At 35.1% G+C, this 17,712-nt stretch carries 9 protein-coding genes; all 9 read right to left on the reverse strand.

Translation table 11 applies throughout. The features are described 5' to 3' along the window. Nucleotides 1-1,528: 1,528 nt before the first annotated feature. A complete protein-coding gene (locus tag IPM71_16440; protein ID QQS51121.1) occupies nucleotides 1,529-3,085 on the reverse strand; it encodes an AAA family ATPase in 1,557 nt (518 codons plus the stop codon). Next, a complete protein-coding gene (locus IPM71_16445) occupies nucleotides 3,072-6,560 on the reverse strand; it encodes an Eco57I restriction-modification methylase domain-containing protein (GenBank protein ID QQS51122.1) in 3,489 nt (1,162 codons plus the stop codon). Before IPM71_16445 ends, IPM71_16440 begins: the two co-directional genes overlap by 14 nt. Nucleotides 6,561-6,562: 2 nt before the next feature. After that, nucleotides 6,563-9,922, reverse strand: coding sequence for a restriction endonuclease subunit R (locus IPM71_16450; protein ID QQS51123.1), 3,360 nt, complete (start codon nucleotides 9,920-9,922; stop codon nucleotides 6,563-6,565). Beyond that, complete coding sequence (locus IPM71_16455) at nucleotides 9,922-10,221, reverse strand: helix-turn-helix transcriptional regulator (protein QQS52882.1); 300 nt, start codon at nucleotides 10,219-10,221, stop codon at nucleotides 9,922-9,924. The genes IPM71_16450 and IPM71_16455 overlap by 1 nt, the downstream gene beginning before the upstream one ends. Nucleotides 10,222-11,362: 1,141 nt before the next feature. Next, the gene (locus tag IPM71_16460) at nucleotides 11,363-12,253 is read right to left on the reverse strand and encodes a hypothetical protein (protein ID QQS51124.1); all 891 of its coding nucleotides are present in this window, start codon (nucleotides 12,251-12,253) and stop codon (nucleotides 11,363-11,365) included. Nucleotides 12,254-12,408: 155 nt separating this feature from the next. Then, on the reverse strand, nucleotides 12,409-13,452 hold the full coding sequence (locus IPM71_16465; GenBank protein QQS51125.1) for a hypothetical protein: 1,044 nt from the start codon (nucleotides 13,450-13,452) through the stop codon (nucleotides 12,409-12,411). A 5-nt stretch (nucleotides 13,453-13,457) separates the two neighbouring features. After that, a complete protein-coding gene (locus IPM71_16470; protein ID QQS51126.1) occupies nucleotides 13,458-13,853 on the reverse strand; it encodes a hypothetical protein in 396 nt (131 codons plus the stop codon). Between the two features lie 53 nt (nucleotides 13,854-13,906). After that, the gene (locus IPM71_16475) at nucleotides 13,907-14,275 is read right to left on the reverse strand and encodes a hypothetical protein (GenBank protein ID QQS51127.1); all 369 of its coding nucleotides are present in this window, start codon (nucleotides 14,273-14,275) and stop codon (nucleotides 13,907-13,909) included. A gap of 452 nt (nucleotides 14,276-14,727) precedes the next feature. Continuing rightward, nucleotides 14,728-17,706 (reverse strand): type I restriction endonuclease subunit R, encoded by a 2,979-nt coding sequence (locus IPM71_16480; GenBank protein ID QQS51128.1) that lies wholly within the window; start codon nucleotides 17,704-17,706, stop codon nucleotides 14,728-14,730. Nucleotides 17,707-17,712 lie beyond the last annotated feature (6 nt).

Here is a 17,712-nt window from a genome sequence, read left to right on the forward strand (position 1 = left end):
TTTCATTTTCTGCTAAATGTTTTATTGCCCACTTACCTTTTACTAACTATTCTATGATTCACGATTCACCTTTGGATTCATATTACCAATCATTATGTAATGAAAATATCCTTTAAAGATAAACTCCAATACCACATAATCTTCTTTATTTTTAATCTAAGTTTAAATACTTAGCATTGAAATTAATAGAGTAATAAATTAGTAAAATTTAAATAAGCTGAGCCAATGAAGAATAATTTATAGTCTCTGAACTCAAAAAATACTATGTTAGTCCGGGTATAAATATTTTTCTGGAATTCCACTTTGACTGTGTGACGGCAAAAAAAGAAAGTGTGTGGTAGCGCAGGGACGGTTGCAGGGATGGGCTGCCACACTCTTGCTTTGTGCGTGGGGTACTATTTTGTTTTTTGTCAATTTATCGGGATGTTGTCTATGTTTTGGGTTTTGTTACCTTGCGCCTAACGCCCAGCAGTATGCGCAGTGCGGGGATTTTAGAAAGCCGACTGTCAGCACTACTGAATGTTGATTGCTTGTACATGGCTCAAATATAGCAAAACAACCCGTATTGCGTATACTGCTTGTTGCGTGCAGTGGGTTTTTGTTTTAAAATTTTGTCCTTTTGTCCAAATAGATGGTGAAGGCTAAATATCCACGGTTAGTTAATGTCTTTTACAATTTTAAATCCCGATGAGAGCTTATTATTTAGAAATCCCACGTTTTCGATGACGTTTAAAAATCAGCACATAAAAATCTACTTGCAGCCAGAAGTCAATTAGTGTTTGACTTATTTACTTGCACTGGAAGTCACAATACGAGTAGGAGCGAGGCTCGTCAGAATTGGCTCTCCCAATAACTCTTAAATCATTAAATTATAGAGTTCTCACACATTAAAAACTGCACTAAATGCAAATCACAATCAAATTCTAAAAATCCTTCCGAGCGTTGAGTCCAAATGGTATCAGAATCATTGATTTCTTGCAGGTCAAATCAAAACAAAAGTGCAGCGATAGGAATCCTGATTTAGAACGTTAACTACAGAGTAAAAACATTTTCCGGACTAAAGAGTCTTATTAAAATCGAATCACATAATCCCGAAGGATACCTATCGGTGTACTTTACTTTCATCCGATTTACAGGTGTCACGGTTTTGATGCCATTGCACGCAACGGTTGACAATATGGCCAGTAAGGGATTGCGAGCGATTTCCTATCAGGTTACACGAAAAGTTGAAGCGGGCTACAAACCTTCGCATACCCCTAAAACCCTTATTGGCTATATTGTGTGTTGGCAACTGGTGTTCATTCATATCCGTCTTTTTGTCATTTATTTAGCTTTATTTTCTAGTCATTGACAATCTGCACCAATCTATCCACGAAGCACAAATTTATTTTGTTTTTTTGAGCGTGGGCAATCCTAAAACCGACCTGAAAGGCGGTTACGTGGGTTGGGCAGGCACACTCTTTGGCAAAGCTTTGGTTGAAGCGTTGGCTTGTGGGGCTTTGGCAATGTGTGTGACTGCTGCGTTGGCTCATTTTGATTTCAGTTTTGCTCCTAATTCTCCAATCAATTTATCTTTTCCTGCAATTTCTGTATTAAGTCTTGCTATTTCTTTTTCAAGCTTATCAATTGTTTTGTTTTTCTTAACATTTTTCATTTCATCTTTCAGTCTTTCAACTGCTTTAATAGTTGCTTTTAATTCCGCTTCAAACTCCGGTTTTTCAAGGTCGTAATGGCTGAAAGGATTCATTACAACTCCACGATGGATTGTAATTTCATGAATTAATGTAGGGTCAAGGTTAGTCTGGGATTCTATGGCTGTCCAAAAGTCTTCGCTTGTTGTCTCTTTTTGGTTTTTGTGATAACATACAGGGATTTTCTGCTTATCACAAATGGTCTTTACAATTCTTTCAAATTCTGTTCTCAGATAAACGGCTGATGCTTTATAGTCCTTTTCAGACAGATAATGTTTAGCCCTTTCCAGATAGCCGTTTTCATTAAAGATTACCGGAATTTCAAAGTCGTCATCTTTTAATGATTTTGTATAAATCTCAGTATATTTCCACTTCTCAACTCCGAAATAATTTCGCACCAATTCATACCAAACTTTATCGTAGGTGGTCATTATTACCTGAAATTGCTTGTCTTTGTCAACATCAATGAAGTGTTTATTCAAAATATCAAGCAAGGGTAACCGGTTGCTCATATCCAAACCAATGAGCAAATCATCAAGAACAAGGATTTTTAGTGCTCCTGAAAGCGGATTTACTTTTATAGATGCCAAATACAAACTTATTGCAAGTGCCGACAAACGGGCTTCATTGAGAAAAAGCTGATGTTTTGGTATTGATTTTTCAAAAAAGTCAATATTTAAATTGATGCTGTTTCCTGTAAGTTTCCTTCTGCCCTGATATTCTACTTTATCAAAATCCAACAAAATCTTAACACTGGCACCAAAAGATTTCATAAATGTATTGGTGTCCGCTTCTATATCTTTGAGCAATTGCTTCAGACCGGGATTAAATTTTTCGGAAAGATAATTCTTTGTGGCTTCCTGCTGCCTTTTAATCTGCCTTTTGTTGAAAGTATCGTTATGGATTGCCTGCCATTCTTTACCAATTTCCTTGTTTGAAAAACGATTAATAGAATTGTAAAGAATATCCTTTACCAAAATATCGAATAAATCGACCTTGTCTTTATGCCCCATGTGAGTACGCAATAAGCTGCGGTAGTCAAAGAAGCCCTTTATTTTATTGGCATCGGCAATAAGAGTTTTATCTGCACTGATTATTTCCTTGTCGGTTAGTTTCAGTTCAAAAGTGGTGGTTTTTGAAGTTTCTGGCGATTCTTTGATATTAACCTTTATGCTGGCTGTGTTTTTTTGAGAGGTAGGAACAAAAATATTTTCTTCTACCTCAATTTTGCCAACCGAAGATTTCAGAAAATCCTGAAGGGCTGTAAAGAGAGAGCTTTTGCCACTGCCGTTCTCGCCATAAACCATCAGGTTTTTACCGTCTTTGTCAAGGCAAATATGGTGCTCACCGTAAAAAGCACGGTAGTTCTTTATATGTATATCAGTTATTCTCATTTTTTCCTTCTATTATGGCAATCTCTGGTATGGAATTCATGTAAAACAGGTTAACCCTTACCGGATGCTCCTTATCATTCAACCTGTCAAACACCTTTTTGCAAATCTTCATTTTTTGCTCATCACTCATGCTGTCTGTAAACTCTGGCAACTCGCCCAAATGCTTGATGATTTCACGGTTGTGTTTTTTGAGCAATTCGGGAAAATACAACTCGTACACCATGCCATCAATGATTTGCTCGAAATAAGAAGAATAAAGTAAATTGTTTGAAAGGTTATTATTGTTTTTTATGAAAAGTATATATGAAACAAATTTTTCAATTGTAATCTGATTTTCCTTACTTGCTTTAATAATTGGAAAAATTCGTAGCTCCTTTACTTTGAATTGAGGAAAAATCTTTCTAGAAAGCTTACCAAATTTTACAGCAAACCATTTACTAATCAGAGATGAATTTAATACACCAAGAATATATTTTAATTTATAAGTATTATCAATGAGTTTAACAATCATGCTATTATTGTCGTTTATAGTGTGTTCATTAGTATAGCATGCGTTTATACAATAAGGCAAAGGACTTGGTATTTGTCTTACGAGTAATCTGTCACCATAAAAAAGGTCAACTTCTCTTGGTCTTGATAAATTCCTACCATATTTTATGTATTGACCGCTCCATCCTAAACTATATCTCGAAACATCAACACCATCAAGATATTTCACCCAAGTTTTATCTTTAGGGGTGGAATTATGATATACTCTTTCATTTTTCATTTTTTCAGTACAAATTGGTGTGCCTTCACCAACGGTATATGCTTGTACCCCATTTTTAACATCACATATATTTTGCAATTCAGTTCCGCCAATATTTAAAATAAAATCCGTTTCGATATTTAGCGATATTCCGCTGATTATATGCTTACTACTATCCAAATAATACTTCGCAGGGTTAATAGATTTTATTACAGGTATTTTATCTTCCCATTCAAGGTACCGTACTAAATCAGTACCTGTTTTTGAATTAATAAAGCCAATAATAACTGTATCAACGCTGGCACTTTCAAAAACATTTGCATAGTTTTGAAGAATACAAATGTTTTTGGTATCACTTAAAATGAATTTACGCAAATCAGAATTAGTGTCCAAGGTTAGCCAGTTATTAGGAGTAATATAAAACAGAACACCTATTTCATTTTTAAGTAATTTATAGCCCTTCTCTATGAATAGTATATATAGATTAATCTTAAATTGTGTCAGGCTATAATGATTTTTATATATTACTTTTTCTTCATTCGATATATTTTCTCTTGAAAAAACAAAAGGTGGATTTCCAATTACAATATCAAAGCCTCCATTACCATTCACTAAATAAGGATTTAAAACCTCTGGAAAATCCAATTTCCAATCAAAATGGTTAAAGGGTTCATCAGGGTTTTTCAACAGGTTTTTCAGTTTGGTAATCAGATTGTCAAAACCATTAATTTGCAATTCCCGTTCGGTATTGTGCTTAATATCGGCAGCCGTGGGCATAAAGCCACCTTTTTGCACAGTTTTACCAATGTAAAGTTCTTTATTAAAGGAAAGTTGATTGATGAGCAATTCAATTTTTAGATTCCGGATTTCTGTCTGTAATTTTTTCTTATTCTTGTTGTTTGGGTTAAAGTATTTCTTTTGCTTGTCTGCAACTTCAACCAATAAACGCTGTACATTTTTCACATATTCATCTGCTTTACCTACGCTGCTTTTACGTTCCCAGTTAATTTCAACTATTTCGCCATCAAACTTGCTTATCAGGCTGTCGCCCACCACAATTTTATAATCGAGGTTTGGTAAAGGTTTTGGCTTTTCCTCGTCAACAACCAAACTGAGCCAAAAGCGAAGACGTGCAATATCCACAGCGCCCTTTTCAATATCCACCCCGTAAATTGAGTTTTGGATAATGTTTAGTTTGGTTTCGGCAGGTTTCCATTCCTTGCCGGTTTCGTAAGCAATGAGTTCTTTTATGCTGAAAATTTCCTGTAATAAGCCCATAGGAAATGCACCTGAACCGATTGCCGGGTCGCATATTTTTACATTGTCAAGGGCTTTTTCAAGTTCTGTAATTTCAGGTTTTAGAACATCGTCAACTATTTTATTTTTCAGCAACTGATTTACGGCTTCCCGTTCTGCAACTTCATCTTTAATCTGCAAAGTGGTACACAGGTATTCCGTTAAACTTTCCTGACACATGTAATGCACGATTTCCTTCGGAGTATAAAAAGCTCCTTTGTCTTTGTTATCTTCAAGAAGGTTCTCAAAAATATGACCTAACATTTCCGGGTCAACGGCTACGGTATGGTCATCGGGGCTGTCTTCGTAAACAGTAAAGTTAAAGGCATTCAAAAAGTCGAGAAAACCACGGGCATTCCCTTTACTTTTTTCAGTAAGAATAGTATCTTCGAAATCGGGATGATGAAAGAGTGTTGATTTGAAAGTCAACAAGTGTTCATCAAATTCTTCTTTATCGAACAACCCCCCATTCAGAAAAGGAACTTTAACCGTTTTCCCATCCGGCATTTTAAAATCATCGTTTGCTCTTTCTTTGTTTAATGTATCAAAGAAAAGTACCGTTAACCAAGTGCTGTAAAAAGTATCGTTTCCACCCGATTTGTTAAAGAGTAGTTTTATAAAATCACCAAGACCATCGGTGTAATTGATATCATTTGCACCCAACCATCCTTTTTTCTGAACGAAGTATAGAAACACAATACGCCCGAGCAGTTTCTTTACAAAATCGCGGATGGGTTTGCTGGCTTTATCCTTTTCCTGCTTTGTAGCACCGACAGGAAAGGTAATATTGAAAACTGATTTACGGTAATTGGACTCCTGCAGATAATCGCAAAAATTTTGATAATGCAGGGTGTATTCATCAAAAAATGCTTTACTTAATTTTTCAACAGAGAAGGCATTGACAAGGGTTTGAAACGAAATCTCCTTTTCGGTGCTCAGAGTTTCAAAGCGTTCGGCTGCTGTTTTGCAGGTTTCCGAAGGACCTAATAAAAATGTGTAACGTTTGGCATTGGTGGTTTTTTCTTTTACCCCTTTGTCGGTCAGTACACTGTCTTTGGCAACCAATGTAAGCCGCCAGATATTTTTATTAGCAGGTGCAACAAAATTGATTAATGCCGCTTGTCCGGCTGTAAGCAGCTTTCGCACATATTGCTGAATAGCTACCTTGCTTTGTTCGATGCGCACTTTGGGTTGCAACAGAACTTCGTAGCAGGTAATTTCGGTGCTATCGTCCAATTGAATTTTACCGTAAACCCAAACGTTGGCAATCGCAGCCGATTCCGATTTGTTGGGAGATACCGATGCCGGAACTAAAGAGGAATTAAGCGTAAATCCTGAACCAAAAACCGGACTTAAAACTTCACGAGAAAACAAAACCCTGTCGTAAGGTTTGTTTAATGCGTTTTGTAACTGAATTCTGTTGGCTGCCATATTTAACTGAAACTTTGAGTTAATACAATTTGAGGATTTACAATTCCCCTGTGTGCCTTTTCTGATTGAGGCATTTCCTCGGAACCGGGAGAAAGGTCGTACCTATCGAGAACGGTAATAAATAATTGTTCAATAAACTTTTCCGGCTCTTTGAGCAATCCTGCATTTGAAATAAAAAAATCATTGATTGATTTTGGTAAACCCTTAGATGCAAATGTTCCTTTTTTGATAATATCTAAAGCACGAATTAATGCCATTCGTTTTTGTTCGGTTGGCGCAATTTTTACTAACGCATTAATGTTTGAAATGGCTTTGTTTTCTGCCGGACTTAAGTTTCTTCGGGAAACAGTTTGAACATTTTCCTGATTTTTTTCCGATTTAAAATATTCAAGACCTGCTAAAGTTTCTTTATGGTGCAATTCATGCAAAGAAATTGCTTTCTCTGTATCAGGAGCTTTAAATAACTTTACTGCCTGTAAGAAATTCATTTCTATAATATTCATTTCCGGTGTAATCAGACAGAAAATACCGGGATGATTTTCACTTTTCAGATATGACAGTGATGTATTCTGCAAGGGGTAATTTATCTCTCCTGTTTCAGTGTCGAGCAAAGTCAGTTGTTTACTGTCAGGCAGTTTTCTGCCGCACCTTGCTTTGTTTGGAATTTTGGAAATATCATTAAATATCTTTGGATGCTTCTTTCGAAAATCTCTTAATTCATTCAGATACTTAAGTATTTCGCTTTCTTCTTTTTGAATTTTATTTCCGAACAAAGCACCTTCCCCTTTTTCTTCAAGAATAGAGAATACCTTGTTATCTTCACCAAAAGCAGTATGAAATGCCTGAAGTTTACGCAGGGCGTTGTTTACCAAATGAATTTGAGCATCTCCATGTGCGGAAGGATAATAGTTGTAAACATAAATTCTGTCAGCTCTTGAACCGATACGGTTAACACGACCGATGCGTTGCATTAAACGGGTAGAGTTCCAGGGAACATCATAGTTTACTATAACGTTGCTTCTGTGTAGGTTTATGCCTTCTGCCAGTACTTCCGTTGTAATGATAATATCATACTCTGTTTGCCATTTATCCTCCTCAAGGTTCGCATCGAAATTGTCACGAATAGTATTCTCAACATATTTTCTATTTTCGGCACTTACAGTAAGTACCTTTTTCTTTGTAATCTTTGAAAGTTTTACCGTTAATTCTTCTGCTGTTTCTTTTGACTCGGAAAAGATTATCAGTTTGCCACTAATATTCTGGTTTGGTTTAAAAAATTCCTCCAGAATTTGTTTTGCAAATTCAATCAGTTTTGGGTCTTTCTTTACTTTGCTCCAGCGTTCAATTAAATCATCCACTTTTTCTTTATCCTGCTTGAGCAAAGCAATAAATTTTTTGTCGAAAGCATCTTTTCTATACTCTTTATTATTTCCACCCTTTTCGTTGATTTTAGCTTCAATCTCATCATAACTTAAACCTTCTTCGAGCAATTTGTTGATGTCTAAATCAGGTGCAATAAATACCCTGTTATCATCAAACATAGCCAGCATATTATCAATGGCTTTCTGAAATCTTGACAATGACTGAGTGAAAGCATAAAAGCTACTTTCAAGGCGTTTCACCAAAAGGGTTTTCATAATTGCAGATAACCTGCCCGAAATGGATTCCACATTACCATACATTTTTTTGTCTTCATCTTTAGAAAGAAATTCAATAGCACGGTAACGGTAATATCCTAAACCATCAATTTTATTGCCTTCTTCATCGAGGTTAGTAATCAATGAAACTGTATCGAAAAACAATTCACTTAGTTTACCATCCAGTTCATAGTAAAGTGCAATCGGGTCGCCCACTTTAGGAAATTTAATTCCCTGAACTTCTAAATCTTCCAAATATTCCTTATTGCTTTCAATATCAGTTCTTGTCCTGCGGATTACAAGCGGTTCCACTACATCATCCCTTAATTTCTGGAATAAGGCTTTCAGTTTTTTGATATTCAGTTTTTTCTCGTAAGCCAGTTTTTTATATTGCTCATTTATTGGTTTGAAATATTCCTGTAAGTTTCGGATGTTTTCAAGCGTGCTGTTTCTTCTATCCTGAAAAAGATAAAGTTGGTTTTCAATATCCTGTGGGCGATTATTCAAAGGCGTTGCAGAAATTAAAATTACTTTCTTTCGTAAATCTCCATTTTCAGCAGCTCTTGAACGTGGCATTTTACATATTTCCTGCAAAGCCAAATACATTTCGGTATAATCATTTCTGAATTTGTGAGATTCGTCAACTGCAATTAAATCAATCTCCTCAGGATTCGGATAAGAATAGTTGTTTCGGTCGAGTATTTTATGTAAGCTGCCAAGAGTAATAAAAGTAAAATGATTATCAAGTTCAAAATCTTTTACTGTCCGTCTCCAGCTATCTTCAATTGCGGGTGGTACAACAACTAAAACCTTTGTATGAGTGCCATTTTCGTAAATGAACTTTTTAATTATCATACAGGCAATAATCGTTTTTCCTAAACCTACCACATCTGCCAAAACAAAGCCATTATGCTTCATCATAATTGCATAGCCCTGATTGGCAGCATCTGATTGGTATTTTAATCGAATGTATTTTGGGGGTAAAAGCAGGTCAATATTGTATGGGTCGTAATCTACCCGTTTACCAAAATACTCAATTAACATTTTGATATATAACTCAAACGGAGTAAAGTCATCACGCAAATAAGTCTGGTTCTTGATTCTTTCTGCTTCTGCCTGTAGAATGGGAACAGATTCATCCCAAAGCCTTTCAAATTCTTCGGTTGCGAATTTTACATCTTCATACTCACGCAGACTAACATTAAACTCATAGTTTGAATCAGGATTTGCACCTAGTCCGGCATCAGTCAGATTAGATGAGCCAGTAATTACTTCGCAAGGTGCATATTCATTAAAAGTAGCTGGTCTGAAAATATAAACCTTTGCATGAATTTTCTTTTTTGGATGTGCCCTTAGTTCAATTTTTCCACTAACTAAATCATCAATGAATTGAAGGATTCCTCTTTCTGTAACTTCATCATAGTTGGCTTCCTGAATATTTTTTATGATTTCATCAAGGAAATCCGCTTTTGTTTCATCGGGATTTTCAAGATAGAGTTGTCCTTTGTCGTGATATTTTTTTATTAATTGGTCAACATTGATACCAACAAGGATTCTGATTTTAGGAATTCTGTCGAGGAAAGCACGTACTTTAAAATAACCGGAAGTCCTGAAATAACCAACCAAAGCATCAAAATGTCTGATACTTTCAATATTTGTAAATACACCCTCAAACTTTTTGAGTAAACTATTATCGTTTTGATTTGTAAAAAATTTAGTTGGCATTACTTCTTGTTCTTTTTTATTTGATTAATGACTTCGTCCAAACCATCCTCTAAATATTCTAATTTTCCATAATTTGCATTTATACTGTCTGCTAAGAACCGAACTTGAAGTTCTTTGTAATCGATTTTTAGAATTTGGCTTAGTGGCTTCAAATAATCAATTGACATAGGTCTTTCACCACGTTCAACCTTGCTAAGAGTAGATGTATCAACGTCAAGTTGGGCTGCAACTTTTCTAAGTGGAAGATTTCTTTCTTCTCTTAATCGTCTGATATATTCACCAAAAGTTTCTTTTGTCATTTGACTAATCTGTTTGGACAATTTTGTCAAAGATACATATAATTTTGTTTCCGGTCTTATGCGCGAAGGAAAATTTGGCTCTTTGGCAAGCTTTGGTTTCAGCGTTGGCATGTGGGGCTTGACAATGTGCCAAATGTGGGTTGGGTTTCTTTCTTTTTGCGGGTGGAAGAAAAAAACAAAATAAATTTCCATCAAATTTGCACTGTCCTGTCAAAAAGCTAAATCCTGTCTATTTTCAATTAAAAGCTATCGTATCTACCTGGTTGTCTGTCGCTCTTACACTTGTTGCCAACGCCCAGCAGTATGCGCAGTGCGGGGATTTTAGAAAGCCGACTGTCAGCACTACTGAATGTTGATTGCTTGTACATGGCTCAAATATAGCAAAACAACCCGTATTGCGTATACTGCTTGTTGCGTGCAGTGGGTTTTTGTTTTAAAATTTTGTCCTTTTGTCCAAATAGATGGTGAAGGCTAAATATCCACGGTTAGTTAATGTCTTTTACAATTTTAAATCCCGATGAGAGCTTATTATTTAGAAATCCCACGTTTTCGATGACGTTTAAAAATCAGCACATAAAAATCTACTTGCAGCCAGAAGTCAATTAGTGTTTGACTTATTTACTTGCACTGGAAGTCACAATACGAGTAGGAGCGAGGCTCGTCAGAATTGGCTCTCCCAATAACTCTTAAATCATTAAATTATAGAGTTCTCACACATTAAAAACTGCACTAAATGCAAATCACAATCAAATTCTAAAAATCCTTCCGAGCGTTGAGTCCAAATGGTATCAGAATCATTGATTTCTTGCAGGTCAAATCAAAACAAAAGTGCAGCGATAGGAATCCTGATTTAGAACGTTAACTACAGAGTAAAAACATTTTCCGGACTAAAGAGTCTTATTAAAATCGAATCACATAATCCCGAAGGATACCTATCGGTGTACTTTACTTTCATCCGATTTACAGGTGTCACGGTTTTGATGCCATTGCACGCAACGGGCCGCCAATATGAGCTGGCTGGGATTAAAACCACCAACCAAACAAACCAGCGATACCGCGGATTAAATATACAAACTTTTCTATTTCTGCAACCCCCAGCTTGCTTATATTGGCTGTTAGTGCTAGTTATAGGACACCTAAATCAAAATAAGAAATAGAATATCATGCCAACTATACACCCATATAGAAGTCCTGTTATTATATTGTATTTAAATCTCAGTTTTTTAATTTCATTTTTTTGGGATTTTTTAATCTTAAAAAGTAGACTTGGAACAGGTATCAATGCCATTTTATAAAATAACCAAAAATCAACAACTTGAGAATTTTTCAATATTAGTTTTATGCTATAATCAAGATGGTTTTGATGAGAAGTAAGTATAATAAAAATAAAGATGATTGTTGATAAAATATATTCTTGGTCACTTGATGTTAGTACCATAGATAGGTATACGGCAGATAAAATCGATATGGCTAATATGTTATAGAGAATTCTTTTTTTTCTGCTAATTCGAATGGTTGCTATGTTTTCTTTAACCTCAAAACTATAGTCTTTTAATACTTCGTTAATAAGTCCAAAAGCAAGTTTGAAATTATCCAGATATAAAGGCTCTGAAATATAAAGGCCAACCCTTAAAAAGAGATATAATAAAGCAACTAATAAAGGGCATATCAGAAAGCCATAAATACCACTTGCAACAAATATCAAAGTGCTTGTGATGCCTAGACAGAGCAACATCATAAACTTTGTAAAAACGGTAAGTCTAACAGTTAAATCAACTTTTGTTTTTCCCTCATGACAATTATAGCTACCTATTAATTCAAAGAGACTGTATATAAACCTATCTCCAGAATAATCAGGGATCAGTATATTATAAGGATGATTAATAGTAAATGTCTTTGCCTCTACTACACCTTTTAATCCTCGTATGGAATCTTTATTCCTCTCAGAGAACTTTGATTTGAACTTTCTGCGAAAATCTTCTTCTGAAAAATTCAAGTCAAGACTATATTTCTTTTTAAGTAGGTATTTCATTTTTAATTAGCACTAACGGTCGCGGGTATGAAACGTGCCGGATTGCGGAGATGCGTCCCTATCCCACGATACAAAACTTGATGCGGGACGAAACGCTCGAAAACCCACTAAAACCGGCATGTTTTATGACCCGTTGTTAGCGGTTCGGCTTTTTATTATTCTTTGTTTTTTTCATTCCATTCTTTTTCAGCTTCTACAAGTGGTTTGTACCATTCCCAAAGTTCTTCTAATGTCTTAAAATTTGTTGGGACAGGATTGTTTTCACTAAATGCTTCTGAAGGTGTCATTGGCATATAATGTTGAAAATAGCTTTCACTAGTCCTACGAGGATTGGATGCAAGGGAACTTGAAAAATAATCTGACGAATAATCATAATGATGTGAATGAATAAAGTTGTCCCAATTTTGTCTAACAGTTTCTTCTTCTCTAATGTCAACTATTTCAAACTGCTCCATATTTCTCTTATCCCTTGTTCCCCAAGATTCATTTAACATTCCAACCGCTTCAAGGTCGGATTTTGGAGCACCGTATCCAAATATAGTTACACGTTTCGTAGAGTCAGAATTGAGCCAATATTTTAGCCTATCCCATTCTTTACTAATAAATTCATCTTGGTTATAATTTTTTTGGTCGACTGGATATAAAAGCCTAGTAGGCTCAAAATAATTCTTAGTTTCTTTTGAATACCAACCTGCTGGTCCACTTCTTTTATCTTCTTTTGAATAACCTAGAGCAACAGTCCCATGCAAATAAGCAAAATAAGGCATATCAGCTACATGATTGTTTCTAACAAACGCTTGATATAAAAATGGATCCCAATTAAAAGTCGCTATTAAATCTTTTGGTCGTAAAGCTAAAACTAGATGGTCATAGATTGTTGGTTCATTTGGCAGTTCCATATCTTTGAAATAGTCGTAAACTCTTTTCTCTATTTCAAGGATTTCATTGGATTTAGAATTGTCTTTGTGCAATTTGCTGTATAACTCTTCAAAATTTTGTGCTACTAGGTTTTTGGGGAGTTTTTGAACAATGTCAGTCAGTCCAACAATGTCAATAAAGTTATCCATTGAAGGCAGTTTTTTACCTGTCGCTTCAGAATTTCTAAATGTAGATGCAATACTTGCACCAGCACCAAGTATTACAACATGACCACCACCACCCATTACAGTTTTTATTCTATCTTGTATTGTATTTGGCATATTGACTAATTGGTATAACTGAAAATATAATTTTTCAAATCTTCAACATAAGTTAAGTTGATTTTCATTAATCCACCTCCTTCAAGATATGCTTTCCAAGAAGTTTCTGAAACTATAACATATTTTTTATTATAAGCCTCTACTTGACCATTTAGCGTGTTCATATTGAATGGAACTTGGTAGCAAACATTTGACAATCCTGTTTCCTTGTCAAAATAATAGAAGAACGTTCCATAAACCATATCTGCGAAGGCATATTTTTGGCCATCATCAGTATATTTTACTGTAAATTCTTTATCAGGGTGCAATGCTTTAATGTCAACCAAGGTTGAACCTAAATGAGCTTGTGCTTTACCAAGTAATGGAAGCATCATGATGAGTGCGAAAATTAGCTTTTTCATTTTGCTGTTTTTTTTGTTTTTATTAATTTTTATATGATAGTGTGTCATTTTGATTATTTGAAATTTGGCGCACAGCCTAAATTTTCATTGTATGGTTGTATGTATTCCCAAAAAGCTTTTCCTGCACTGTTCAAATAGTTAAGGGAATAATTAAACTTGGTGTTTGAGCCAACTTGATAAATATACTCTGAACAGCTATAAGAATATTCTTTCTTGAAGCAGACAATTGCAAAATAAAGTGTTTTATAGTCAACTGTCATTTGATAAAATGTCACCTTTGAAATGGCATCACTATTATAACTAGTGTATGTTGTCCCATATCCACCTTCTTTTTTTACATACTCCATAATTTCGTCACAGGACTGTGCTTTAAGAGCAATTGTCGTCAACGATATAAAGAGGAATAAAATAACTTTTTTCATTGTTTTCAATTTTATTTTGTTACTTAATCTTGTTAATTTTCAGAGTCCCCTGTCGGCAGTAGTTTTTCAAGCTGACCGCTAACGGTTACGTGTATGGTGTCGTTTGGCGATTCGAAGCACGAACCTGTCAAACCGTTACAAAGTTTATTAAATGTAACGCCCATAAAATTAGCACTATCCGCCAAATGCACTATACACGATGTTGGCAACTGGTGTTCATTCATATCAGTCTGTTTATCATCTATTTAGCTTTTATTTTCTTGTCATTATCAATCTGCACAAACCTAACCACGAAGCACAAATTTATTTTGTTTTTTTGAGCGTTGGCAATCCTAAAACCGTCCTGAAAGGCGGTTACGTGGGCAGAAAAGGCGGAAGCTCTTTTGTAAGCCTTTGGTTAGAGCGTTGGCTCGTGTGGGCTTGCAAATGTGCTTACGACTGTGCGTTGGCTATTATACTGCTTTTGCCAAATCATTTATCAATATTTTAAACATTTGTCCCGCTAAAAATGCTTTGAATTCTGGATTATCATTGTATTCCTTAAAAACTTCAAAGTTGCTGTCAATATGATTTATCATTTTCTCTTTCAAAATATCGGCAAAAGTTATCTGTGCATTCTGTAGGTCGTTTCTACTCAATGATGCACTAATATTGTCCATTGCAGATTTGTCGTCTTTTACATCTTGCATTAAATCCTGTGTCATTTTTCGAACCTTATCTTCATTTGTGAAAGTGGTTCCGAATTTATCGTTAAATGCTTTCACAATGTTTGAAAGATATTCCATTTCGGGCTCTGCTGCACTGCCTCTCATATCAGTTGGAATTGGTTTCAATTCATCGCCTTGCTGTAATTGAATATTAAATTCACCTTCTTTTTGAAGTCGGTAACTTTCCATGTCAATATTATCCAAAATCCCTTGTGCCAAATCTTCATCACGTTGCTTGCCGAGTTTATTTTGCAAATGGTTTAAAAACAAGTATAATCTTTCCAAATAAGGATTTACAAAAGGTACTATTTGAGCAAGGAAGACATATAAGCGAACATAGGTTTTACATTTTGCTCTAAAATCGTCTTGTTGTTCTTCGTTTAAACTTGTTCTAAAAACTTCTGCTGCTGCATCTAAAATAGTATGTAATTGGTCAACTGGAACATTAGCAATAATCTTTTGTGAAAATTCTTGTACTTGTTCAGGTGTGTAAACTTGAAACGCATCTAAAGCAGCTTGTAAGTCAAATAATTTATTTGGGTCGGTTGCTTCTCCAAGAATTGTTGTTTCAAAAAACGGGTCGAATGACTTTTTAATTTCTTCTGCATCGTTGCCAAAATCTAGAACAAATGTGTCTTTTTTGCCTGATGTTGTTCTATTCAAACGTGAAAGTGTTTGAACTGCATTTACACCGCCCAATTTCTTATCAACATACATTGTGTGCAAAAGCGGTTGGTCAAAGCCAGTTTGGAACTTATTGGCAACAATCAAAAAACGAAACTCTGATTTTTTAAACTCGTCAGGAATAGAAGCACTTGAAAAATGATTTAAAGAAGATTCTGTTTCTCCGTCTATATCACCTGAAAATGCTACAATTGATTTGTATGGATTATTGGTTTTAGCCAAGTAATTATCAAATGCTGTTTTGTATTTTACCGCATTCTTACGACTACTTGTAACAACCATAGCCTTTGCCAGTCCATTAATCTTTTTCTGGCGAATAACGCTATCCATAAAATGGTCAATGATTAATGCAGTTTTCTTAGCGATGGCGTGTTCGTGGCTCTCAACAAATATTTTCAGCTTCTTTTGTGCTTTGTTCTTGTCATAAGCTGGGTCGTCTTCAATCTTCTTTAATAAAGCATAATAGCTTTGATATGTCGTGTAATTCTGCAATACGTCAAGAATAAAATTTTCCTCAATGGCTTGTTTCATTGAATAAAGATGAAATGCTTTAAATTTTTCTTTGCCATTGTCATTATATTTTTCGCCAAACAATTCGAGTGTCTTATTTTTAGGCGTTGCAGTAAAAGCAAAATAACTCGCATTTGATAGCATTTTTCTGCCTTTTACAATTTCTACAATTTCATCTTCGTCTGTCCATTCTTCTGCGTTTTCTTCATCAATTTCTTTTGAAAGTGTTTCATTTAGTTTTCCTGCTGTATTTCCGCTTTGGCTGCTGTGTGCCTCGTCAATGATGATTGCGAATTTGTTTCCGGGCAGTTCACCAATTTCGTTTACAATGTATGGGAATTTTTGAATAGTGGTGATTATAATTTTCTTGCCTTCTTCCAATGCGGTTTTCAGTTGTTTACTTCCTTCGGTAATGGCTTCAACAACACCCTTCACCTGCTCAAATTGTTTGATGTTGTTTCGTATTTGTGCGTCCAACACTTTACGGTCGGTAACCACAATAACAGTATCAAAAACAGTATTTGTATTTTCCTTGTCGAATAAGCCAACCAACTGATGAGCTAACCATGAAATAGAATTTGATTTTCCTGAACCTGCTGAATGTTGTATTAAATAGCGTTTTCCTGCTCCGTTTTCCTTTGCATTATTGAGAAGTTTATCAACAGAATCTATTTGATGGAAACGAGGGAAAATTAGTTTTTTAACTTTTTCTTTCTTTACTTTTCCATCGGGCAAAATCTTTTCTGTTTCTTCTTCAAATAACTGAACATAGTTCTGAATGATATTTGTTAAACGGTCTTTGGTTAAAATTTCATTCCAGAGATAATCGGTTTTTATGCCATTTGGATTGGGTGGATTTCCTGCTCCGTTATTATTTCCTTTGTTGAAGGGCAAAAAGTAAGTATTCTCGCCCTTTAAATGTGTTGCCATCCAAACTTGTTCTGTATCAACTGCAAAATGCACCAAACACCTACCTAAGCGGAATAATTCTTCTTTTGGGTCGCGGTTGTTTTTGTATTGCTTAATGGCATCCTTTACCGTTTGCTTGGTAAGTTCGTTTTTTAGTTCAAAAGTAACGATTGGCAAACCATTGATAAAAACCACCAAATCCAGCGAATTTTCATTTTGATTGCTGTAATGTACTTGCCGAGTGACTGAAAAAATATTTTGATTGTAAAGGGCTAAATCTTTTTCGTTTAGGTTTGAAACGGGTTTATCAAAAAACAGTTTGAGTTTAATATTATTATCGGTAATGCCTTTGCGTAAAACTTCAATAATTCCAATTGTTTTTATTTGGTTATTTAAGCGATACAATACTTTACTTCTATAATTGTTGCCATGAATGGTTTGCAATTTCATTACTTCTTTTTCCTGCGTGTTTTGCAGAAAATTAAAAAGCAAATCATCATCCACACAATCCACACGGTTGTATTGGCTATGATGTCTTTCTTCAAAAGCATTTACCAAACACAAGTGTTGTGTAATATGGGCTTCGAGTCCTTTTTCTGTTGTGTCGGTTTTTTTATTCATACTGTT

It is taken from the genome of Bacteroidota bacterium, assembly GCA_016699695.1.
Lineage (GTDB): Bacteria > Bacteroidota > Bacteroidia > Bacteroidales > UBA10428 > UBA10428.

What these genes read in the sequence shown, in the direction of transcription:
- IPM71_16440 (QQS51121.1), bottom strand. Translation starts at nt 3,085, where the DNA reads ATGAGAATAACTGATATACATATAAAGAACTACCGTGCTTTTTACGGT.
- IPM71_16445 (QQS51122.1), bottom strand. Translation starts at nt 6,560, where the DNA reads ATGGCAGCCAACAGAATTCAGTTACAAAACGCATTAAACAAACCTTAC.
- IPM71_16450 (QQS51123.1), bottom strand. Translation starts at nt 9,922, where the DNA reads ATGCCAACTAAATTTTTTACAAATCAAAACGATAATAGTTTACTCAAA.
- IPM71_16455 (QQS52882.1), bottom strand. Translation starts at nt 10,221, where the DNA reads ATGACAAAAGAAACTTTTGGTGAATATATCAGACGATTAAGAGAAGAA.
- IPM71_16460 (QQS51124.1), bottom strand. Translation starts at nt 12,253, where the DNA reads ATGAAATACCTACTTAAAAAGAAATATAGTCTTGACTTGAATTTTTCA.
- IPM71_16465 (QQS51125.1), bottom strand. Translation starts at nt 13,452, where the DNA reads ATGCCAAATACAATACAAGATAGAATAAAAACTGTAATGGGTGGTGGT.
- IPM71_16470 (QQS51126.1), bottom strand. Translation starts at nt 13,853, where the DNA reads ATGAAAAAGCTAATTTTCGCACTCATCATGATGCTTCCATTACTTGGT.
- IPM71_16475 (QQS51127.1), bottom strand. Translation starts at nt 14,275, where the DNA reads ATGAAAAAAGTTATTTTATTCCTCTTTATATCGTTGACGACAATTGCT.
- IPM71_16480 (QQS51128.1), bottom strand. Translation starts at nt 17,706, where the DNA reads ATGAATAAAAAAACCGACACAACAGAAAAAGGACTCGAAGCCCATATT.